Source organism: Gloeothece verrucosa PCC 7822 (assembly GCF_000147335.1).
In the GTDB taxonomy this organism is placed as follows: Bacteria; Cyanobacteriota; Cyanobacteriia; order Cyanobacteriales; family Microcystaceae; genus Gloeothece; species Gloeothece verrucosa.
The window spans coordinates 1,249,734-1,270,774 of sequence record NC_014501.1 but is presented as its reverse complement, the minus strand read 5'-3'; the positions used below and the strand labels follow the sequence as shown (position 1 = coordinate 1,270,774).

At 39.2% G+C, this 21,041-nt stretch carries 20 protein-coding genes; 15 read left to right on the top strand and 5 right to left on the bottom strand.

Going from position 1 to position 21,041, the window contains the following annotated elements:
• Window positions 1-93: 93 nt before the first annotated feature.
• Entirely contained in the window at window positions 94-2,637 is a 2,544-nt protein-coding gene (locus CYAN7822_RS05635; RefSeq protein ID WP_013321273.1) for a glycosyltransferase family 39 protein, read from the top strand.
• 28 nt (window positions 2,638-2,665) lie between these two features.
• Window positions 2,666-3,208, top strand: a complete 543-nt coding sequence (locus tag CYAN7822_RS05630; RefSeq protein ID WP_013321272.1) for a Uma2 family endonuclease — start codon at window positions 2,666-2,668, stop codon at window positions 3,206-3,208.
• A gap of 13 nt (window positions 3,209-3,221) precedes the next feature.
• On the opposite strand, the gene CYAN7822_RS05625 is transcribed toward CYAN7822_RS05630, so the two are convergent.
• Entirely contained in the window at window positions 3,222-4,478 is a 1,257-nt protein-coding gene (locus CYAN7822_RS05625) for a hypothetical protein (RefSeq protein ID WP_013321271.1), read from the bottom strand.
• A gap of 142 nt (window positions 4,479-4,620) precedes the next feature.
• On the opposite strand from CYAN7822_RS05625, the gene CYAN7822_RS05620 reads away from it, so the two are divergent.
• Both CYAN7822_RS05620 and CYAN7822_RS05615 read left to right on the top strand, forming a co-directional pair.
• Window positions 4,621-5,970 carry an adenylosuccinate synthase gene (locus CYAN7822_RS05620; RefSeq protein ID WP_013321270.1) on the top strand — a complete coding sequence of 450 codons (1,350 nt, stop codon included), beginning with the start codon at window positions 4,621-4,623 and terminating at the stop codon, window positions 5,968-5,970.
• 58 nt (window positions 5,971-6,028) lie between these two features.
• Window positions 6,029-6,604, top strand: a complete 576-nt coding sequence (locus tag CYAN7822_RS05615; protein ID WP_013321269.1) for a 50S ribosomal protein L25/general stress protein Ctc — start codon at window positions 6,029-6,031, stop codon at window positions 6,602-6,604.
• Window positions 6,605-6,706: 102 nt separating this feature from the next.
• On the opposite strand, the gene CYAN7822_RS05610 is transcribed toward CYAN7822_RS05615, so the two are convergent.
• Window positions 6,707-7,111 carry an NIL domain-containing protein gene (locus CYAN7822_RS05610; RefSeq protein ID WP_013321268.1) on the bottom strand — a complete coding sequence of 135 codons (405 nt, stop codon included), beginning with the start codon at window positions 7,109-7,111 and terminating at the stop codon, window positions 6,707-6,709.
• 267 nt (window positions 7,112-7,378) lie between these two features.
• On the opposite strand from CYAN7822_RS05610, the gene lysA reads away from it, so the two are divergent.
• The 4 genes from lysA (at window position 7,379) to CYAN7822_RS05590 (ending at window position 11,087) form a co-directional block, all read left to right on the top strand.
• Complete coding sequence (gene lysA, locus CYAN7822_RS05605; protein WP_013321267.1) at window positions 7,379-8,809, top strand: diaminopimelate decarboxylase; 1,431 nt, start codon at window positions 7,379-7,381, stop codon at window positions 8,807-8,809.
• A 154-nt stretch (window positions 8,810-8,963) separates the two neighbouring features.
• Window positions 8,964-9,845, top strand: a complete 882-nt coding sequence (gene cdaA, locus CYAN7822_RS05600; protein ID WP_013321266.1) for a diadenylate cyclase CdaA — start codon at window positions 8,964-8,966, stop codon at window positions 9,843-9,845.
• Window positions 9,842-10,591 (top strand): polyprenyl diphosphate synthase, encoded by a 750-nt coding sequence (gene uppS, locus CYAN7822_RS05595; RefSeq protein WP_013321265.1) that lies wholly within the window; start codon window positions 9,842-9,844, stop codon window positions 10,589-10,591. The genes cdaA and uppS overlap by 4 nt, the downstream gene beginning before the upstream one ends.
• Before the next feature lie 46 nt (window positions 10,592-10,637).
• Window positions 10,638-11,087 carry a DUF29 domain-containing protein gene (locus CYAN7822_RS05590; RefSeq protein ID WP_013321264.1) on the top strand — a complete coding sequence of 150 codons (450 nt, stop codon included), beginning with the start codon at window positions 10,638-10,640 and terminating at the stop codon, window positions 11,085-11,087.
• Window positions 11,088-11,183: 96 nt separating this feature from the next.
• Here CYAN7822_RS05590 and CYAN7822_RS05585 read toward each other — a convergent pair whose 3' ends face one another.
• The gene (locus tag CYAN7822_RS05585) at window positions 11,184-12,020 is read right to left on the bottom strand and encodes a CBS domain-containing protein (RefSeq protein WP_013321263.1); all 837 of its coding nucleotides are present in this window, start codon (window positions 12,018-12,020) and stop codon (window positions 11,184-11,186) included.
• Between the two features lie 49 nt (window positions 12,021-12,069).
• Here CYAN7822_RS05585 and CYAN7822_RS40140 point away from each other — a divergent pair, with 49 nt between their 5' ends.
• The 5 genes from CYAN7822_RS40140 (at window position 12,070) to CYAN7822_RS05565 (ending at window position 15,041) form a co-directional block, all read left to right on the top strand.
• The gene (locus CYAN7822_RS40140) at window positions 12,070-12,192 is read left to right on the top strand and encodes a hypothetical protein (protein ID WP_013321262.1); all 123 of its coding nucleotides are present in this window, start codon (window positions 12,070-12,072) and stop codon (window positions 12,190-12,192) included.
• A 51-nt stretch (window positions 12,193-12,243) separates the two neighbouring features.
• Window positions 12,244-12,603, top strand: a complete 360-nt coding sequence (locus tag CYAN7822_RS05580) for a hypothetical protein (RefSeq protein WP_013321261.1) — start codon at window positions 12,244-12,246, stop codon at window positions 12,601-12,603.
• On the top strand, window positions 12,551-12,883 hold the full coding sequence (locus CYAN7822_RS05575; RefSeq protein WP_013321260.1) for a type II toxin-antitoxin system mRNA interferase toxin, RelE/StbE family: 333 nt from the start codon (window positions 12,551-12,553) through the stop codon (window positions 12,881-12,883). Before CYAN7822_RS05580 ends, CYAN7822_RS05575 begins: the two co-directional genes overlap by 53 nt.
• A gap of 73 nt (window positions 12,884-12,956) precedes the next feature.
• Window positions 12,957-14,360 (top strand): 3-isopropylmalate dehydratase large subunit, encoded by a 1,404-nt coding sequence (gene leuC, locus CYAN7822_RS05570; protein WP_013321259.1) that lies wholly within the window; start codon window positions 12,957-12,959, stop codon window positions 14,358-14,360.
• A 303-nt stretch (window positions 14,361-14,663) separates the two neighbouring features.
• Window positions 14,664-15,041, top strand: a complete 378-nt coding sequence (locus CYAN7822_RS05565; RefSeq protein ID WP_013321258.1) for a hypothetical protein — start codon at window positions 14,664-14,666, stop codon at window positions 15,039-15,041.
• A 377-nt stretch (window positions 15,042-15,418) separates the two neighbouring features.
• Here CYAN7822_RS05565 and sbcC read toward each other — a convergent pair whose 3' ends face one another.
• Entirely contained in the window at window positions 15,419-18,442 is a 3,024-nt protein-coding gene (gene sbcC, locus CYAN7822_RS05560; RefSeq protein ID WP_013321256.1) for an exonuclease subunit SbcC, read from the bottom strand.
• A 49-nt stretch (window positions 18,443-18,491) separates the two neighbouring features.
• A complete protein-coding gene (locus CYAN7822_RS38590) occupies window positions 18,492-18,662 on the bottom strand; it encodes a hypothetical protein (RefSeq protein WP_013321255.1) in 171 nt (56 codons plus the stop codon).
• A gap of 521 nt (window positions 18,663-19,183) precedes the next feature.
• Between CYAN7822_RS38590 and petE the strand changes: the two genes are divergently transcribed.
• Together petE and CYAN7822_RS05550 are read left to right on the top strand one after the other, a co-directional pair.
• A complete protein-coding gene (petE, locus tag CYAN7822_RS05555) occupies window positions 19,184-19,567 on the top strand; it encodes a plastocyanin (RefSeq protein ID WP_013321254.1) in 384 nt (127 codons plus the stop codon).
• A 152-nt stretch (window positions 19,568-19,719) separates the two neighbouring features.
• Entirely contained in the window at window positions 19,720-20,700 is a 981-nt protein-coding gene (locus CYAN7822_RS05550; RefSeq protein ID WP_013321253.1) for an ABC transporter ATP-binding protein, read from the top strand.
• The last annotated feature ends 341 nt before the right edge of the window (window positions 20,701-21,041 follow it).

The following is a 21,041-nucleotide window of genomic DNA, read 5'->3' as shown; positions in this document are numbered from 1 at the left end:
CAACAGAATTGGACCATAAATCTATTGTGCGATCTTGGCTCAAAACTCGGCTCAAAGAGGTCTGTATAGCTGGATAGATAGAGGGTTCTACCAATGATCAAAGCCGCCAAAGGAGTATGGATTCTAGGGATAATCTGGTTAGCCGGGGCAATCTGCGATCGTCTCTGGTTTGCCTTAGATCATGGAGTACCGGCTTGGGATCCGGCAGATTATCTAAACGGTTCTATTCTTTACTGGCAAGCCTTACAATCTCCCCAATGGTTTAATAGTGATTGGTGGCGCAATCTTTGGTTACTGTCTCCTAAAATTCCGCCTCTAACCTATATTTTGACGGTTCCTTTTTTCAATCTTTTCGGGGTTAGCCTCGATGCCGCTACCCTGGTCATGCAGGTTTTTAGCGCCATGCTTTTGGTGGGGGTATATGGGTTAGGGATTATTCTTTTTGATGCTTCAGTTGCTTTGTGGGCGGCTGGATTATGTTTATTAATGCCGGGATTGTATTTTTATCGTTTAGACTTTTTATTGGATTTTCCCCTCACGGCTATTGTTACTTTTAGTTTTTGCTTGTTAACGCTGTGGTTTTTTTCTGAGGAAAAATTGTTGGTTTTTGGGCGGAGTGCCAACACGCAAAGGCGCAAAGGCGGTTTAATTATTCGCCAGTCTTGGATCAGGGCTATTGCTTTTGGGGTGTCTTTTGGATTGGCTTTGATGGTTAAACAAACTGCCCTCTTTTTTCTGTTTTTGCCGATGCTTTGGGCAGGAATTTATTCGGTGATCCGTCGTCGTCGCTTACAAGTCATTCAATTATTAGTCAGTGCAGGGATAGCGGCAATTATTATCTGGCCTTGGTCTCGTACTAATTGGTTATTGATGTTAACGTCAGGCAAACGGGCAACTATTGATTCTGCTTTGATCGAAGGAGATCCACCTTTAAACAGTATAGACGCTTGGACTTATTACGCTAAAGTTCTTCCTTATTTTCTCTCTTGGCCGTTGTTATTAGTTCCTATTGTTGGCTTTTTGATGGGTTGGATCTATTGGCGAGGTAGGAAAAAAAATGAGAATACTCTTCATCAAAGCGGGGAAAAAGGAAATTTAAAGCTTATTGATTCTAAGTGGTTTTGGTTAGCTGTATTTTTAATCGGGGGTTATTTATTATCCTCTCTCAATATTAATAAAGATGACCGCTATACCTTGCCGTTATATCCCGTTTTTTCTCTAATTTTAGCGGCTGGTTTATTGTCTTGGCGTGGTCGTTGGCAAAGGTTGATCCGTTGGGGCACAATAGCCATAGCGACTCTGTTAATGCTATTTAATATTTTTCCTCTGGGTGGTGGTGTGATTGCCAATATTCTCAGTCCTGAAATGGAACATCACCCCTATCTCGGAAAACCCTGGCCAAATGCTGAGGTGATTGCCGAAATTGTCCATACTTCCCCTTATCTTCGCTCAACCCTTGGGGTATTACCTTCAACGCTGCAACTTAATCAACATAATTTTTCTTTTTATGGTGGACAAGTGAAGCGGCAAGTAATCGGGCGACAAGTAGGAGTTAAACAACAAAATGTCGAACAAGATGCGCGATCTTTAGATTGGTTTATCACCAAAACTGGCAATCAAGGATCTGTCCCTGAAGCTCAAAAAAGCATCGTTAAACGAATTGAGGAAGGTTCGGATTTTGGATTGATAAAACGTTGGCCGCTTCCTGATGAAAGTACCCTATCTCTTTATCATCGTCTTGAACCAACTCTAGAAGTTAAACCCTTTTCTGCACCTCGAAATAGAGTTCAATTAGACAATATAATTATTCCCGAAAAAGTGCCAGCCGGCCAACCGATTCCGGTTACTTATACTTGGACAGGTTCATGGAATCAATTAAAATCTGGTATTTTAATTTTAACTTGGCAACACAAAAACTCAGCCGCTAAATGGTTACATGATCATGGTGTGGGAATGGGGGCATTATCTTCAAACTTTCTTAAAACCGATCAGTTAAATCAACCTTTTGAGGTGATAGAAAGAACAGCTATGCTTGCTCCGGCAACTCTTCCGCCTGGAGAATATAGCCTCGAAGCCACTTATTTAAACCGTGATAGCGGTGAAACTTATCCTATTAATCATAATTCTATAACCATTACTCTTGATGCAAATGCTAAAGCCGCCCCGGCACCCGAATTAGATTTAGTCACTCAATTAAGAGAAGCCACGAGAAATTTAGCCCAAGGGGTAAAAGGGTTAGAACCGGTTTTTAAGTTAACAGAAAGGATTAATCAATATGATGCTACTAATGATTATGTAAAACAAACTGAAATGGCTTTATCTTATCGATTAAAAGAAGAGAAAAATATTGATTTAGCTTATGGGGTTGCTATATCTCGGGTACTTCAACAGGATGTAAAAGGAGCAATAGCGGCTTTTAAAGAAGTGATTCAACTCGCTCCTAATAATCCCTATCATTATGCCTATCTGGCTTTTGTGTATCTGTATGACTGGCAACCTGCTCAAGCTGAAAAAGCACTCGATACGGCTTTTAAATTAAATCCTAATATTCCCGAATTAAAAACCCTTAATGGAGTAGCGGCTCTCATGCAACTTAATCTTATTCAAGCTTGGCATGATTTAAAATACAATAGATAATTAGCTTAATTGAAAAATTGATAAGACTATGACTATTACTATTACCCGTTGGAATGTTCAGGAATACCACACTATTATCAATACAGGGTTATTGGTTGAGCGGCGGGTAGAATTACTAAAAGGTTTAATTGTTGAAATATCTCCAGAAAGTCCTCTTCATGCAGACCTTAATCGCACTATTGGCGAGCAGTTTCGTATTTTATTAGGTGCTACAGTTCAAGTCAGTGAAGGTAAACCTATTACCATTAGCAATTCCAGCGAACCTGAACCCGATATTGCTCTTGTAAAACCGGGTTCTTACCGTCAATCTCATCCCACTGCGGCTGATGTTTATTTAATCATTGAATTTGCTAATATCAGTTTAGAAAAAGATACTCAAGATAAACGTCTTGCTTATGCAGAGGCAGGAATTGAAGATTATTGGGTAGCTAATTTACGCGCTCAACAGTTAATCATTTATCGGAACCCCCTTAATGGAGATTATCAATTTCAACAGTTATTAACCAGTGGTATCATTTCTCCTCTAGCTTTTCCTCATATTACTCTTGAAGTTTCTAGCTTATTATTTTAAGTTGATGATTAGATTAGAGATTGCCGTTGTTTTCAGCTTTTGCTTTATTGGCAAAATAAGGTAAAACTTGATTTTGTTTAGGAAAGTTTTTGTAGATAAAATAAATGATAAAAGGAGTGGAAATAGCTATTCTAAGCCAGGTTATACCTATTTGAGACTCTACTAATTTTTGATATTCGTCAATGAGTATATTAGACTTGGCTAAGTAGATTGAAACGGGATCGGATTGGGAATAAGTTATGAAAAATAAACCAATAAGAATTTCAATTAAAATTGGAACCATTAAGGTTTTAGTTTTATAATATAAAAGAGTTAATAATAAAAGCCCAATTAAACCGATTATATAAGATGGACTTGAAAACAATATTGGTAAAAATAGTAATGATGTAATTAAAGTTCCTTTGATGATTCCAAATTTGTTTGCTATTTTTTGGGCTATTAAACCTAAATATATAGATATCAATAAATTATTAATAATTAAATCTTGAATAATAAAATTCAAAAAAGGATTGCTTACTAGATCTTGACTGGGTTCATTTAATATATTTTCAATATAGTTTGGAAAATACCAAGATAGATAATAAAAAATAATTCTTACCCATCCGGCAAACAAAAAATAGAAAAAACTAACTACTAAAGCCAAGTTAAAATCTTGATGTCTCAAATTTTGAAACCCCAAAATATAATTAATAGACTGAAGATTAAATCCACAAATTTTTAAATCTTTAAACACCCAAAAAATAAATATAAGCAAACAAATAAAAGTTACTAAATTGTAGTCTGGCTGGTCTGGATTAACTTTATCTAACAAAAAATCAATGTTAAAAATTTTTCCGATAAATAAAATACCCAAAGCACTTATGATAGCACTTGAATACAAAGCCAAAAACCAGCGAAGTAAATTAATATTTTGAAAAGGATTATCACTCATCCGAACAGAATTCAATAAAGGTGAATTTTCTTTCGGATGAAGAAGCACTAAAATAGATATTCCCAAAAAACTTAGCAATCCTAATACTACGCCGACAAAAAAAGGATATCCTTTAATTTTTGCCTGAATTCCACACCCTCGAATAGAAATAACATAACCAGCAATGATAAGTATTAATGTTAATAGGGCGAAGAACCCTACTATCAATGATTGAAATCCAGAAATATTAGATAAATTTAGCAACTTAGAAATAACACCCCAAACGATTAAAGGCGCTATTTGGAGAGATAACCCAAGTAAAATTAATTTAATGCCTTTATTAAGATTAATTGACTGCATAATTCAAAAAATGCGATAAAAACCGGGATTATACCGAGTATAGCTTAACGGTTTACGGTTTAGGGTTGACTGTTGACTTGACAAGTTGCTCGTCAATAACTGATAATGGTAGTTTGTGTGAACTTTAGCTGAAAAAAAACCCTTGGCTAACGTTATTGTAATAGGCGCCCAATGGGGCGATGAAGGAAAAGGAAAAATAACGGATCTCTTAAGCCGTTCAGCCGATGTAGTGGTTCGTTCCCAAGGTGGCGCAAATGCGGGGCATACCGTAGTTGTGCAGGGACAAGTCTTTAAACTACATCTGATCCCGTCAGGAATTTTATATCCTGAAACAGAGTGTATCATCGGCTCCGGAACAGTCATAGATCCAGCCGTTTTGTTAGAAGAAATAGAGCAACTCCATGCTCTTAATGTTTCCACTAACAATTTATTTATATCCCAAACAGCCCATGTAACGATGCCTTATCATCGTGTGATTGATATCGCATTTGAAGAACGTCGGGGCAAGTATAAATTGGGAACAACAGGGCGGGGTATCGGTCCCACTTATGCGGATAAGTCCGAACGGACAGGTATCCGGGTGGTGGACTTAATGAATGCTAATGACCTACGAGAAAAGTTAGAATGGACGATTAACTATAAAAATGCCGTCTTAGAAAAGTTATATAACTTATCTCCCCTAGACCCAAATCAGGTTATAGATGAATATTTAGGATATGCCGAACAATTGCGTTCGTATGTCATTGACAGTTCTCTGAAAATTTATGAGGCTATTCAACAAAAGAAAAATATTCTTTTTGAAGGGGCCCAGGGAACGTTACTTGATCTAGAACACGGGACTTATCCTTATGTGACTTCATCTAACCCCATTGCCGGGGGCGCTTGTGTGGGTGCAGGCATTGGTCCAACAGTGATCGATAGAGTCATTGGAGTAGCAAAAGCCTATACAACTCGCGTAGGAGAAGGCCCTTTTCCCACTGAATTAATGGGGGAAATGGGAGAAATTTTGTGTGATCGCGGGGCCGAATTTGGCACCACAACCGGGCGTCGTCGCCGTTGCGGGTGGTTTGATGCGGTGATCGGTCGTTATGCGGTTCGGATCAATGGGATAGACTGTTTAGCTATTACTAAGTTAGATGTCCTCGATGAATTAGACGAAATTCAAGTTTGTGTGGCCTACGAACTCGATGGTCAAACCTGTGATCATTTTCCCACCGATGCCAATCAATTTGCCCGTTGTAAACCGATTTATCGGTCTTTACCGGGTTGGAAACAATCAACCGTTAATTGTCGGTCTTTAGAAGACTTACCCAAAGCCGCTTTAGACTATCTGAAGTTTTTGGCCGAAGTGATGGAGGTGTCTATTGCGATCGTTTCTCTGGGGGCAAGTCGTGACCAAACTATCATTGTAGAAGACCCGATTCACGGTCCCAAACGAGCTTTACTCGATGCCAATGGAGTGCCGGTCAGTAAGGTAGAGAATAAAGGATAATTTACAATTGCCGATTACCCTTAACAATTATCTATTATCCATTACCCGTTAAACAACTATGCAAGTTACCATTGAATGTCAAAAAAGACCAGAAGGAAGCAAGCCAAATGCTTTACGTCGTCAGGGGTTAATTCCTGCGGCTTTATATGGGCATAAGGGCACTGAATCAATTTCTTTAACGGTTAAAGAAAAAGATGCTCAAGTGTTACTAAAAAAAGCTTCTGTTAATAATACTTTAGTGGATGTTAATATCCCTGATGTTCCTTGGAGTGGCAAGGCACTCATTAGAGAAGTGCAAATTCATCCTTGGAAAAGATCGGTGTATCATTTGAGCTTTTTCTCAGTAGCGGCTCACGGGAAAATTGAGGTGGTTGTGCCCCTGCATTTAGTAGGAGAGGCCGCTGGGGTTAAGCAAGGCGGTTTGATCGAACAGGTAATTAGTTCCATCGCTGTAGATTGTTTGCCTGAGAGTATTCCCGAGGCAATTGATATTGATTTGGGTCCTTTAGGCATTGGCGACTCGGTATCCATCGGAGACTTGAAATTACCAGAAGGTGTCACCTGTCTTGATGACCCTAGTCAACTCATTTTATCGGTTATCGCACCTAGAAAAGGTGGTGACGAAGCGGCATAAAGCCTATTTTGAGAAAATCTCTCAGACTTTGCCCCCTTTTTTAGATGGAAAGGGGGTTTTTTATAGAGATGCGGCTTATTAAGAATAAATCATTAATTACTCCTAAAGATTAGTAGAAATCGCCTGAACCGGACAAGTGGGAATACATTGCTCACAAACCACACAACGAGATCGCACAAACTTTAACTTAAACGTCTCCGGTTCAAGTCTGAGCGCCTCTGTCGGACAGACACCCGTACATAACCCACAGTGAACACAACTTTCCTCATCAATCAGAATCTCTCGACTGGCCAAAGAAACCGTAATATTTTGCGCTCGCAGCCATTCGATCGCCGCTTCTAACTCATCAATATCGCCTGATAACTCTACCACCAACTTTCCTACTTGATTCGGTGCAACTTGGGCGCGGATAATATTGGCAGCAACATTAAAATCTTTAGCCAGAATATATGTCACTGGCATATAAACATTATTTCTGCCAAATGTTAAAGTAACACGTTTTTTCATCAGTCAATTAGGTATAACGGTATACTAGGACTTCCCAAAAATCAAAGCTCAATAGACAGTAAGATCTTAATTCTGACAAATAATTGAAAGATAAGTGTTAGAGAAAGCCGAGAATTTGGGCGATTTCTTCAATACTAACTGCTGATCTTGGGAGGTTAACTGAATCAACCTAGTTTAATGTAGCTCTAGGGGTACAATGGAATAACTGGGTATTTTGCACACTCGCACTGAACAACTAACCACGGACAACTAAAAAAACATTAATATATGTTGACAACTGATTTCAAACCCCAAAATTCAGGAGATCAATATTTACCTCAAGGGACGACCGATGAGTCCCCTCTCTCACCCAATCAGCAACTTCTCCCCCTCACCGCTAAAGTCAACAGTCGTGACTGTCTCGAAATTGGGGGATGTGAGATCAGCACTTTAGTACAGCAATATGGCTCTCCTCTGTACATTTTAGATGAATTCACTCTCAGAACAGCCTGCCAACAGTACCGAGAAGCATTCAAAAAATATTATCCTGGCCAGTCTCAAGTCATTTACGCTTCAAAAGCTTGGAGTTGTATGGCGGTTTGTGCCATTATCGCCTCAGAAGGCTTGGGGTTTGATGTGGTTTCCGGCGGAGAACTGTACACCACCCTACAAACCCTCGAACAGATGGGATTAGACCAAGAAATTGCCACAAAAATCTATTTTCACGGCAATAATAAATCGAAGAGTGAACTGAATTTTGCCCTAGATTCCGGTTGTACCATCATTGTTGATAACTGGTTAGAGTTAGAAACCCTGGTGAAATTAGGCGGCAATCGCTCAAAATCCATTAGAATCATGTTGCGCTTGACTCCTGGGATTGAATGTCATACCCATGAATATATTCGCACCGGACATTTAGATAGTAAGTTTGGCTTTGATCCCCATCAATTAGAGGCAGTTTTAACCTACGTTAGCGAAAATCCTGTCTTTAACTGCATTGGTTTACACGCCCATATCGGCTCTCAAATCTTTGAAACACAGCCGCATTACGACTTAGCCGCCGTCTTGGTAAGCTGTATGAAAGCCGCTCTAGAGCGAGGTTTACCCATTGAAGAATTAAATATCGGAGGCGGGTTAGGCATTCGCTACACCGAAAAAGATGACCCCCCAACTATTGAAGCATGGGTAAAAAACGTAGCAACCGCCCTCAGCGAAGCTTGTCAAGCTCAACAAATCCCTCTACCGAAATTAATGGCTGAACCTGGGCGCTCGCTGATCGGATCAGCTTGTGTCACTGCTTACACCGTAGGAAGTCGTAAAGAAATTCCCGATCTTCGCACTTACATCGCGGTAGATGGGGGAATGTCAGATAATCCGCGTCCTATTACTTATCAATCCTTATATCGGGCGATTATTGCCAATAAAATGTCGAGTGCGGCCACAGAAACCGTCACCATTGCTGGCAAACATTGTGAGTCAGGAGATATTCTAATTAAAGAGGCTCTATTGCCCAAAACCGAACCCGGGGATATTCTGGTGGTCATGGGGACAGGAGCTTACAACTACAGTATGGCTTCTAACTATAATCGCTTATCTCGTCCGGCTGCGGTGCTGGTCAATGAAGGAGAAGCCAATCTCATTTTGCAGCGCGAAACTTATGAAGATGTGCTGCGCTGTGATCGCCTCCCCGAAAAACTGGCAAATTTCCCAAATAAATAAAGAACCAAGGTAGGCTATTGCTTGTAATCTATAAGTGAGCCAAATCCTTTTCTTTATCTGTTTGTTAATCCTAACTTCTAGGTGACGAACAATCAAGGTAGATTAAAATTGCCCACTGTAATTCATCATTGATACTTTATCATTTATCATTCTCATGTCGGGTTTTCCTGACCCTCGTCTCCCATCTTGGCTGATTCAAAACAGCGTTGATATTGGATTAGTTCTCGCCTTGACCTATTTGATGCTTCTAGTCATTGGCGAACGCCGTACCTTATGGATGGTCAGAGGCTTAATCATATTAATGCTGGCGGCTGTAATCAGCCACAAATTGGGCTTAACATTATTAAGTTTTGTGTTGGAAAAATTAGTGCTAGGGTCGGCAGTGGCGATGGCTGTCATTTTTCAGGCAGAATTTCGCCGCTTTTTGGAACAGTTGGGACAAGGCCATCTGCTTCAATTGTTTCAACGCCGTTCTCCGGCTCCTAAACCCGACAATGTGATTGATGAAATTGTGGATGCAGTCAAAGAACTGTCACAAAACCGTACAGGAGCTATCATGGTATTAGAGACAGCTAGTACAGTAGACACACGAGTATTTGTCAATGGTGGGGTGGGGATCAATGGAGAAGTCTCCAAAGAACTAATCCAAACCATTTTTCAACCCAAGACCTTACTTCATGACGGAGCCGTTTTTATCCGAGGTTCTCGAATTGTTTCTGCTGGAGTCATTTTACCTCTGTCCGAGCGAACGGCATCTCGACAACTCGGAACCCGCCACCGCGCCGCAATGGGGATTACAGAGCGCGTCGAAAATTGTATTTGTGTGGTAGTTTCTGAAGAAACCGGCTCGATCTCTTTAGCAGAAAGAGGCCTGCTCAATCGGCCCCTCACAAGCAGTAAACTAAAAGAGTTATTAGAAGAAAGATTTTCTCCTTCAGTAGAAAGAGAAGCTGTTGCTCCTGGTTTAGGTCGTTTTAGCCTTTTGCTAGAGCCTGTTGTCGAGTTTACGTCATCGATTTTTAAAAAGAAGAAATGACAGTTAAGCCTATTGTGTTACAAGAGTTACCCACTGATCTCGATAAAACCCGTCTGCCGCAGCACGTGGCGGTTATTATGGACGGGAATGGCCGCTGGGCAAAACGGCGAGGTCTTCCTCGGATTTTAGGTCATCAACGAGGAGTAGACGCGCTTAAAGATTTGTTGCGCTGTTGTCGTGATTGGGGAGTTCCCGCCTTAACCGCTTACGCCTTTTCTACGGAAAATTGGGGCAGACCTATAGAAGAAGTTGAATTTTTGATGACTTTGTTTGAACGGGTCTTAAGGCGAGAACTTAAGGAAATGATGGAAGAGAATGTGAGAATTCGCTTTGTGGGCAATTTGGAAGCTTTGCCCTCTTCTCTACAGGATGAGATAGACCGTTCTATGCAGGAGACAAAAGAGAATACCGGCATCGAGTTTTCTGTTGCTACTAATTATGGCGGACGACAAGAAATTATTCAAGCCTGCCGCGCGATCGCTTCTCAAGTTAAACAGGGAGAAATTAACCCAGAGGATATTGATGAGGCCCTTTTTGAGCGTCATCTGTATACTAGCGGCGTGCCCTATCCAGATTTATTGGTTCGTACCAGTGGCGAGATGAGAATTAGTAATTTTTTGCTCTGGCAGTTAGCTTATGCTGAAATTTATGTGACTCAAACCCTGTGGCCGGATTTTGATCGTAAAGAGTTTCATCTAGCATTATTAAATTATCAACAACGAGAAAGGCGGTTTGGAAAAGTGTAAATAATTCAAAATTTAAAAATTTATCTAGGGTTAAATAGTGAAGTATATGACCTCAAATTTAATCAATAAAAATTTATATGCTCAAGATTTTAATTTGTGGTTAATAGAGACCATTAATCAACTGAAGACAGGAGACTTTCAAAATGTTGATATCGAGCATTTGTTAGAGGAGTTAGAGGGGTTGTCAGGACGGGATAAACGGGAATTAAAAAGCCGTCTTAGGGTGTTAATTGCTCATCTCCTTAAGCGACGATATGTTACAAACTCAGATTATTATCGAGGATGGGAGTTAACCATTAGAGAACAACGAAGAGAGTTAGGCAATTTATTGAAACAGTCTCCGAGTTTGAAAAACTATTTTTTAGACATATTTCCTGAAGTTTGTCAAGATGCTTTAATCGAATGTCAAGATACTTATTTATATACTCAGTTTCCTAATGAGTGTCCTTTTACTGCTGACATAGATTCTATTTTATCTGAGATATTTTGGGAATAATTGTAGGGTGGGCAAAGCTTGCCCTGAACCGTGCGCGTAGCTAAGGGTTGGCGATAATTTCTACAGCAAGATTTTAACTGATGCCCAACTTTTCTACTAAAATTTCAGTTGTCGAATTTGAAATAAAACCTCTTGTAACTTATCTAATCTTTCCCATAATTTTTCTAAAGGATGTTCCGGACTAATTAATGCCCGTTCAGGGTGCATAATTCGATTTCTTAAATCATTGAGCGAGTTAAGCTTTTCAAACTGTTTTTTACTATCATAGTTAAGATATTTATAAAGCTCATAAGTTTTAGCGATTTTTAAAAAATCCGATAAATACATATATTCAGTGATGTTATTCTCATAATCTTTTTCTCGGTCGGCTAAATATCTTATTTTAGCTTCTTTTAATCTTCTACAATTTTCATCTTCTAAATTAGTACAATTCTCTAAAAATTCTAAAATCACTTTTTGGTCTATGGTTTTTCTAATTAATCTGGCTAGACGAGTCTCAAACTCTGACAAAAGCGAATAAATATAAACTTTTACACTGCGAGAATTAAAATGAACTTTAGAAATTAATCCTGATACCTTATTTTGATGAATTAAAAAAACAAAATTTCGTTTATTGATCACCATTTTTTCAAGAACATCCAGAATATGAGTTTGAGCGGTAACAGTATCTTTATGATAAATTTTCTGGCGGGCTATATCTTGCCAATGGTCAAGCTTCTGAAAATACTCTTTAACAATAAAATTATTACCTTCATCAATGGGCAAAATATCAAAGCGATTTTCTTTCATGATTTCTAAAGCCTTTTGTTTGAAACTTTCTTCATCCGTAAAATCATGAGGATTGAGCGATACCCAAGATGAGCGGCTAATTCCAATCATGCCAGCATTGACCTCAACCGAAGCCGGATAAAACAGAAAATTATCATCAGTCATAGGATAAAATTCAAGAAGTAATCAAAACTCACATTAGTTAGATGCAACAATGAACTATACCATTGAAATAGACCAAGAAGCACTGGCAAAAGTGCAAGCTTTAGCTATAAGAGTCTTAGAGGATAAAATAGCTCCAGGTTCTAAGATAAGCTATACTCAAGTAGAAACATAGTAGTAAAAGTGGACATAAATAGCACTCGCCTTAACAAGCAATACTTAGGCCATGACCAAACAAGACATTTTAGAAGCCCTTAAACAAATGTCAAACCTAGAGAGACTCGAAATTATAGAGTTTACCTCTCAACTGATGCAGGAAGAAGAAATCAATAAAAAATCAGAAAATTTAGAAGTAGCACAAGGAGTAACAGCTAAATTAAAATCTAACTCGGCCCAAGCAAAAGCTTTAAAACGCATTGCCCACAAGATTGGGGGAGAATGCGAGTTCCTCACTGCTGATGATGAATGGATCGTCGTTGATGAGGTGGGACAAGAAATAGACCTCGACGCACTCAAAGAAAAGTTTAAACAACGTGGGTACAAAAGTAAGATATCAGCTACACAAACATCCACAAGTGGAAACTGAGGATATTCCTCAACTTCCACCTGAATTACAACAAGATTATTATGATTTAATTGAACCTGCACTAAAAACTCATCCTCTGACAGGGGGGAATTTATTTGATACTCACGAACTTAAAGGAAAATTAAAAGGCTATCGGGCTTTAGAGATCGAGTTTAACACCATAGCTTATCGGTTAGTTTATCGGGTTTATGACAAACCAACCCCTAGACGAGTGGAAATTATCAGTATTGGAGAACATGATCCAGCTTACGATCAAGCAATGGAAAGAATAAATAAATAACCAATATCTCAGCCCCGAAACAGCTAAGATGAAAAGTATATGGATATAGCTTAATTACTAGAAGCCGCGTTACATGAGTACAGGAACACTGTTTGACAAAGTTTGGGACTTACATACCGTCCGCATCTTACCATCGGGACAAACCCAACTATTTATAGGACTTCACCTCATTCATGAAGTTACCAGTCCACAAGCTTTTGCTATGCTACGGGACAGAAAACTGAAGGTATTATTCCCCGATCGCACCGTCGCCACAGTGGATCATATTGTACCCACCGAGAACCAACACCGTCCCTTTGTAGACGACCTCGCTGAAGAAATGATGCGGGCTATTGAAACTAATGCTAAAGATAATAATATCCCTTTTTATAATATCGGCTCAGGAAATCAGGGTATTGTTCATGTGATCGCCCCCGAACAAGGACTAACTCAACCCGGAATGACCATTGCTTGCGGTGACTCTCATACCTCCACTCATGGCGCTTTTGGGGCCATCGCTTTTGGCATAGGAACCTCCCAAGTGCGAGATGTCCTCGCTACCCAAACCCTAGCCCTCTCTAAACTCAAAGTCCGTAAAATTGAAGTTAACGGAACCTTACCCCCCGGAGTCTATGCCAAAGATGTCGTCCTGCACATCATCCGCAAATTAGGGGTAAAAGGCGGCGTAGGTTACGCTTATGAATATGCCGGCACTACCTTTGAGGCCATGTCGATGGAAGAACGAATGACCGTTTGTAATATGGCCATCGAAGGCGGCGCTAGATGCGGCTATATTAACCCTGATGAGGTGACTTTTGAATACCTCAAAGGCAGAGACTTTTCTCCCAAAGGCCAAGACTGGGATAAGGCCGTCGAATGGTGGAAGAGTATCCGCAGTGATGCGAATGCCCAATATGATGATGTCGTGGTGTTTGATGCCGGTGAGATCGAACCGACTGTTACTTGGGGTATTACCCCCGGTCAAGGAATAGGCGTGACTGAAGTGGTTCCTACTCCTGAAAGTTTACCAGAAGGCGATCGCTTTATTGCTCAAGAAGCTTATGAATATATGCAACTCAAACCCGGATCGCCTATTATGGGGACTCCTGTCGATGTCTGTTTTATTGGTAGTTGTACCAATGGACGCATCAGCGATCTACGAGAAGCGGCTAAATTTGCCCAAGGAAGACAGGTAGCATCAGGGGTTAAAGCATTTGTCGTTCCCGGATCGGAAAGGGTTAAACAACAAGCAGAAGCCGAAGGACTCGATAAAATTTTTACCCAAGCCGGGTTTGAATGGCGAGAAGCCGGCTGTTCCATGTGTTTAGCCATGAACCCTGATAAGTTAGTTGGCGATCAAATTAGTGCTTCTTCTTCTAACCGTAATTTTAAAGGCCGTCAGGGGTCATCAACCGGTCGCACTTTATTGATGAGTCCAGCGATGGTAGTGGCGGCGGCGGTTAATGGAAAAGTTTCTGATGTAAGGCAGTTCATTTAACCCCTTGTCCGGTGGGTTGGGCGGGGATAACTTTAATAAAAAGCCTCCGTAACCCATCAAGACTAATATTTGTCGCGATCTGAAGATTGATTTTATTGATCCCCTCTGGGGAAACAAAAAAAATATATACTAGGTGTTAGGTTGTAAGCTTTAATGTAAAGATCTAACACCTAATATTTTATTATTACAGTGAGGTTATCGAATAGTTAAAGTATATACATTAAACCTCCTTAGCAAAATGTAATCCACATTACAAAAAACTTAAGTTAAATTGAGAGTAATTGATTTGTTGAGGTGATAAGTATGAATTTCAAAGGGGTTACTCTCGCTACACTCATCGGTTTAGCTGTACCGGCTATCGCAACGGTTAGCGATACTCCTTCGATGGTTGCACAAACGAGTTATCCCTCGGGGACTTTTGAGGATTCAGTCTGGTCGGTGACTATAAACTATTCTAATAATGTTTTATCTTATGAAGGCAAGAATAAACAAAATGGCAATAATTTATCTTTAAGAGGAGCAAAAGTTGGAGGAGATGCTCAACGTCGGGTCTATACTTGGGTTAATGGAGATACTACTTATCAAGTGGCTTGGCGACCTAGTGATCCGAATTTTATTCGGGTTCAGGTTTTTGATAGTAAAGGCAAAGAAACTTTGAATCGTCTTTTGAAAAAAAGCTAAGTGATCGGATTTCCCAACCCTCCTTGATAAGGACAGGGCCGATTCATTTTTGGAGATACTGCCACCCTGAAGGGTGCAGCTACACGGGCAAAGCCCGCCTACGCGGGCTAGAGTTTTTGTTAATAATTAATATTAAATATTTGAGCCTGCGCTCCGCGTTTGTCATCCAATTACTGACGATTATTTAGTCTTACCTGAAGTTATGATCGAAGATTATGATCTTGATTTGTATGAACTTATGAAACAGACCTTTGATATAGTTTGGAATGCGGCAGGATATCCAGGCTCATTAAACTATATAATATATAATATAAATCTTTAATAGGCTCTTTCGGCCTCGTCGGGATAAATATTCAAAGCGTCTCTTTAAACCCCAACTAATGAGACAAAATCAATTGAGAACCCTCATTAGTTTTGCGAACTTCGATCCGATGTTGAAACGCCTCTTTAAATTGCGGCATATGAGTAACAGTCAAAATACAAGCAAACTCAGAAGCAATAGTATTAATAGCCGCTATTAAACGATCACACCCCTCTACATCCTGAGTGCCAAACCCTTCATCTACTATTAACATTTGTAAAGAAGTCCCCGCTCTTTGGGCTAATAATTTTGCCAAAGCTAAACGAATCGAAAAATTAATCCGAAAAGCCTCACCTCCCGAATAAGTTTCATAAGAACGAGTTCCCCTCGCATCCGCAATTACAATATCGAGAGTATCAATTAACTTAGCCGCCGCTTTTTGGCGATTCGTTTTACTAGATTTTTGAGTCAAAAATTGAACATGTAATTGATTCCCCGTCAAGCGAGATAAAATTTGATTAGTTTCCGCCTCTAATTGAGGTAAAACATTTTCTATCATTAAGGCTTGAATTCCATTTTTCCCAAAAGCTTGAGCTAATTCTTTATAAACTCTACATTGTTTCTTATACTCTTTTAGCTGTTGCTGATTATCAATATATTCTTGTTTAAGACTTTCAATTTGCTGTAAAGATTGCTCAAAGCTCCCTTTTTTTGCTAATAAATCATCAAGTTTTTCTCGATTATTTTGAATCGTTAGCTCTAATTCTTCAATCACTTCTGCATAATCCTCAAGACTTTCTATCTGCATGAGTGTCTGATCAATTTGCTGTTGAATTGTGGCTGCATTATCCTGTTGAAACTTTAATCTTTGTTCTACTGCCTTAAGCTTTTCTTGCCATTGGGGATATTGTTGTTTAGCCTCTTGTAATTGTTGATAGTGAAATTGCGCTTTTTGTTCCTGACGGATAGTCGCTCTTAAATTTTGATGGACAATAGCATCATAACTCAACTCTTCTAAAGATTGTTCTACTGCTTCTATTTGTTTCTGGATATCCGAACTTTTTTGTAACTCTTCTAATTCTGTTTCTAAAAAATAAATTCTTTCTAATAAATTTGGCTTTTCCTCATTGATTTTAACTTGACGACGGTTAGCTTCTTCGAGTTTAGCTTGTTTAATCTCTGCCCAACGCCAACGTTTTTCTTCGGCTCTAACTATAGCATGAGTTTGTTCTTCATAATTCAGATTTTTTAACTCTTCTTCAAGATATTTTAATTCATTTTGACCTTCAGGAGCATAATCACCACTCGATAAAGCCGCTTCAATTTCTAGGATTTCTGAACGAATTTTTGTTAACTTAATTTTGATATCTCCGCTTGCTTCTAATTGGGCTTCTAGTTGCCCAAAATACTGTTGCAAAGAAGAATAAGCAATTAATTCTTCAGTTAACTGAGAATATTCACTTCTTAAACACTGTAATTCACGCTCACAAACGGCAATAGATTCTTTTATTTGCCAAATTTGCTCTTGCATCTCCCGTTGTTGAGTTTGGGTTTTAGCAATCACATGATCACGATGATGTTCATCTAGTTCCTGTTCACATAGCGGACAAGTCGCTTCAGGAATCACCAATAAATCGAGTTTTTTAGCTAAGTCTTGGATTTGTTTTTCAATAATAACTTGACTGTCTTCTAATTGTTTTTTACGAGCTTTTCTTTCTGTGCCTTTTTCTTTAACTCGTTGTTGATAAACTTGTTTTTTTTCTAATTCTTGAATTTGGCTATCTACCGTCAGGACTTCTTGTCGAACTTCGGGAACTTTATCTATTTCTATAAATAACTTAACTTGTTCTTCTTGTAATTGTTCTAGTTTGGCTGTTAAACGCGCTTTTCTCCCTTCAATTTCTCGGGTTAGGGTGTAACGTCTTTGTAAAAGTGGGGCGACTTGATGTTGAAGTTGATCTAATTCACTCAGACGTTGACGACATTCTTGTAATTTTTCTAAAGCCGTTTCCACTTCGGCTGAGTTACTCACTATTTGCTGTACTTCTTGTTCTTGTTGTTGCAGATTTTCTAAGCGGCTGATGTTTTTTTGAAGTTGTAATTTTAATTCATTTGTATGCTTGAAAATCTCTTGTTCTAGCTTTTGTTTTTGTTGTTGTAAATTTTGGTAAGTGGGAAATTTAGCCGAGAGACTTTCTTCTTTCTGTTGTAAGCTCATAAACTGTTGATATTTTAAATTAATCTCTTCTTCTTGGCTAAGATTTTTTTTCAATTCAGCGAGTTTATTTTCTACTTCAGATTGCTCTATTTTTAAGCGTTTACTTTCTTGACCAATGTTCTCATATTGATTCTTTTGCCAACTTAATTGTTGTTGCCAATTTTGGCGTTGATGTTGCACAGCTTGAAGCTGTTTAAGCCTTTCTTGAGCTTGAGTTTGGGCTTTTTGTAGGAGTTCAATCTCTTGAACTACCCCTTTTTTTTGCGTGATGAGCGTCTCTTTTTGTTGCAGTTTTTCTTTTAGTCTATCTTGACTCTCTTCTAACTGTTGCATTTGACCTTTGTACAGTTTTGAGAGATCTTTAGCTTGATTGGCTAATTCTTCATACTGTTCTAACTTCAACAAATCCGCTAAAATTTGTTTACGTTCATTGGGGCGGCGCTGCATAAATTCATCCGCTCGACCTTGACGTAAATAAGCCGAATTCACAAAAGTATCATAGTCTAATTTTAAAGAGCTAGTAATTAAGTCTTGTGTCGATCTTAATCCTTTGGCATTTAAACTTCTAAATCCATTACTACTGGCGATTTGAAAATCTAGAGAACCTCCTTTTCCCCGTTGGCGAGTGCGGATAATTCGATACTGTTGATTATTACAAATAAATTCAAAGTCCACCCGCACATTTTCCGCCCCTGTATGGATGACATCATCTTCAGTATTCGCCCGACTTTCTCCCCAAATTGCCCAAGTAATCCCCTCTAGTAAAGAGGATTTACCAGCACCATTTGCGCCGCACACACAAGCGGTATGTAGTCCCCGAAAATCTAGTGAGGCTTCCCGATAGCTGAGAAAATTTTTTAACGTCAGTTGTAACGGTATCATTTTTTAGTCATTAGTCATTAGTCATTAGTCATTGGTCAATTATTAATCACTAATAAAGAATTACGGTTAACTGTTGAATAATCACTGATAATTGATCAGTAATAGGAGCCGGTAACATTTCTCCTCGAGAATCGAGTAAAAATACTAAAATTAGGTAAGCTACTGCTATTAATATCGAAATCGCTCCGGTTATAATGGCAATGATTTTTTTTCGTTCCATTAGAAATTGTCTCCCAATAATTTTATCAATTATAACTTGTCAGCTTCGGCATTTATGCCCCGGGTCGTTTGATTCTTGTCAATAAATTGTCATCTCTCATCCCTCAATCTCTTTTGCCAATCTAGACATTATTCCCTTTTTTGGCGCGGGAGAGTGTATGAGAGAGTAAAACTCTCTTTTCTTGCCAATTAAAGCATTATTTGACGGAAAATTTCTTTATTATCTGTAATTTTTGGCATAAAGCCTTAAGCTGTCACACTAAGCTATACAAAAATAGATGCCTCTCTCTGGCTCCTCGGAGTGACTGTATAAACTGTATAAGAAGTTACAAATCCTGGCTCGGCTGTTACAAAAATTAATAAATTTCGTTTACAACAAAATAATCTTTCTGTCAAAAGACAAACTGTCAAACTTATGTAGTAGGATAAGAAATTGGGCAAACAAAAAGCTATTGTCTTAAGTCCTGCTACCATACAGGATAAACCCGTTTGTGCAGTTAGATAGATTATAGGACTAACAAAATGTCAAAAAAACTTGGTGTCTTGCTTTCAACAGTAATTTTAGTGATCGCTTGCTTCTTCGTAACCGTCACTCCTGCATTAGCAGAAACCTACACCGTTAAAATGGGATCAGATAACGGGGCACTCAAATTCCAGCCAGAAAAGTTAACCATCAAGGCCGGTGATACCGTTAAATGGGTCAACAATAAACTGTCTCCTCATAATGCAGTTTTCGATTCAGCTAAAGTACCTGGTGACGTATCAGCCACGAAAATTTCTCACAAAGCTTTAGTTTTTGCCCCTGGAGAGTCTTTTACAACCACCTTTGACCAACCTGGGACTTATACTTACTATTGTGAACCCCACCGAGGCGCTGGTATGGTAGGAACCATTACCGTTGAATAAGAATTTTGATGGGTTTTAAGAAACAAACCCGAAAAACCCACGAGTAGCTTACTCAGTGGGGAATTTTTTTTTTGAGAATTAGACGACCGTTAGCTGCCGCATTACAATAAAAATAAGAAAAGGTATCGTCACAAGCGGCTAAATAAGGATCAATGGATGCTGTTAGAGATTTTTCAACGCCACCTCAAGAAACTGGACGAACGCCAGTGGTACAAACTTGGCACTTGAGAAAAGTCTATCGTACCGGTTTCTGGCTCAATCAATTGATAGAATCTCTTAAAGGATGTGACTTGAGTGTCTATCAAGGAGAAACCTTTGGGTTACTCGGGCCCAATGGAGCCGGAAAAACAACCCTTTTAAAAACCCTTTTAGGGATCGTTCGTCCTACCAGTGGCAGAGCGGTATTATTAGGACGGCCCATCGGAGATATTTCAGTCAAAAAACGAATAGGTTATTTACCAGAAAACGCTTATTATTATGACTTTCTTACCGGTTGGGAATTTTTGGAATTGATCGCCAATGTGTTCGAAATTCCCCGCTCGGTACAAAAAAAACGCATTCCCCAACTGTTAGAGTTAGTAGGATTAGCCCAGTCTGCCGCCAAAAAAAAGCAAATGCGGCAATATTCCAAAGGAATGCAACAAAGAATTGGCATGGCGCAAGCACTAATTAATGACCCAGAATTAGTATTTCTCGATGAACCCATGTCTGGACTTGATCCGATGGGACGTTACCAAGTGCGAGAAATAATCCTTTCCCTACAAAAACAGGGAAAAACCATCTTTTTTAATTCCCATATCCTCTCTGATGTCGAACAAATATGTGATCGCATCGCCATTTTAGCCCGAGGAGAAATCATTTGTATGGGTTCTCTCGAGGACATCCTCGGACGAGCAGATGTTTATCAAGTGGTGCTTAAGGGAGGAGAAGAAGAAAAATTACATGAGTGGATTAGCGGCTTAACCTGGGAAAATGAATACTGGCATGGTCAACTCCAAGGAGATCCCAAGCAGTTTGTACTAGCCTTAGAGAGTATGGACGCTCAATTAATTAGTTTAAACTTAGCCCGCGCCTCTCTTGAAGAATTTTTTATCCGACAGCTTAAAGAAAAAGGAATAACCTCCAGTCAATAAGCAATTAAGGCAAAAAGCCCTCAAAAAATCCTGTCGGCAACTGAATTTTAGCCTTTGAGACTGTCTTAAGCTATCTTTGAAGATGTTAAGAGATTTAAACAGACTGAAACCATAAGTATTTTTGCTGTTAACCCTTTAACCTGAGTTTGAGAAAATTTTAACACCGTTGTTAGTTTTATAGCCTTAATAGGGAATGTTATGACTGAGCATACTCTTGAAGACATCTGAGGGTTGAATAAGAAAGATGATCATCTTGCCTTTTTTAACCCTTATTTTAGCTAAGGATGAATCTATCCTGATAAGATGTGCTAGAACTGGGGACTCTTAGTGATGCCCCTACA

Excerpts from the sequence above, each read along its gene's own strand:
- CYAN7822_RS05635 (WP_013321273.1), top strand. The coding sequence starts at position 94 with ATGATCAAAGCCGCCAAAGGAGTATGGATTCTAGGGATAATCTGGTTA.
- CYAN7822_RS05630 (WP_013321272.1), top strand. The coding sequence starts at position 2,666 with ATGACTATTACTATTACCCGTTGGAATGTTCAGGAATACCACACTATT.
- CYAN7822_RS05625 (WP_013321271.1), bottom strand. The coding sequence starts at position 4,478 with ATGCAGTCAATTAATCTTAATAAAGGCATTAAATTAATTTTACTTGGG.
- CYAN7822_RS05615 (WP_013321269.1), top strand. The coding sequence starts at position 6,029 with ATGCAAGTTACCATTGAATGTCAAAAAAGACCAGAAGGAAGCAAGCCA.
- CYAN7822_RS05610 (WP_013321268.1), bottom strand. The coding sequence starts at position 7,111 with ATGAAAAAACGTGTTACTTTAACATTTGGCAGAAATAATGTTTATATG.
- lysA (WP_013321267.1), top strand. The coding sequence starts at position 7,379 with ATGTTGACAACTGATTTCAAACCCCAAAATTCAGGAGATCAATATTTA.
- cdaA (WP_013321266.1), top strand. The coding sequence starts at position 8,964 with ATGTCGGGTTTTCCTGACCCTCGTCTCCCATCTTGGCTGATTCAAAAC.
- uppS (WP_013321265.1), top strand. The coding sequence starts at position 9,842 with ATGACAGTTAAGCCTATTGTGTTACAAGAGTTACCCACTGATCTCGAT.
- CYAN7822_RS05590 (WP_013321264.1), top strand. The coding sequence starts at position 10,638 with ATGACCTCAAATTTAATCAATAAAAATTTATATGCTCAAGATTTTAAT.
- CYAN7822_RS05585 (WP_013321263.1), bottom strand. The coding sequence starts at position 12,020 with ATGACTGATGATAATTTTCTGTTTTATCCGGCTTCGGTTGAGGTCAAT.
- CYAN7822_RS40140 (WP_013321262.1), top strand. The coding sequence starts at position 12,070 with ATGAACTATACCATTGAAATAGACCAAGAAGCACTGGCAAAAGTGCAA.
- CYAN7822_RS05580 (WP_013321261.1), top strand. The coding sequence starts at position 12,244 with ATGACCAAACAAGACATTTTAGAAGCCCTTAAACAAATGTCAAACCTA.
- leuC (WP_013321259.1), top strand. The coding sequence starts at position 12,957 with ATGAGTACAGGAACACTGTTTGACAAAGTTTGGGACTTACATACCGTC.
- CYAN7822_RS05565 (WP_013321258.1), top strand. The coding sequence starts at position 14,664 with ATGAATTTCAAAGGGGTTACTCTCGCTACACTCATCGGTTTAGCTGTA.
- sbcC (WP_013321256.1), bottom strand. The coding sequence starts at position 18,442 with ATGATACCGTTACAACTGACGTTAAAAAATTTTCTCAGCTATCGGGAA.
- CYAN7822_RS38590 (WP_013321255.1), bottom strand. The coding sequence starts at position 18,662 with ATGGAACGAAAAAAAATCATTGCCATTATAACCGGAGCGATTTCGATA.
- petE (WP_013321254.1), top strand. The coding sequence starts at position 19,184 with ATGTCAAAAAAACTTGGTGTCTTGCTTTCAACAGTAATTTTAGTGATC.
- CYAN7822_RS05550 (WP_013321253.1), top strand. The coding sequence starts at position 19,720 with ATGGATGCTGTTAGAGATTTTTCAACGCCACCTCAAGAAACTGGACGA.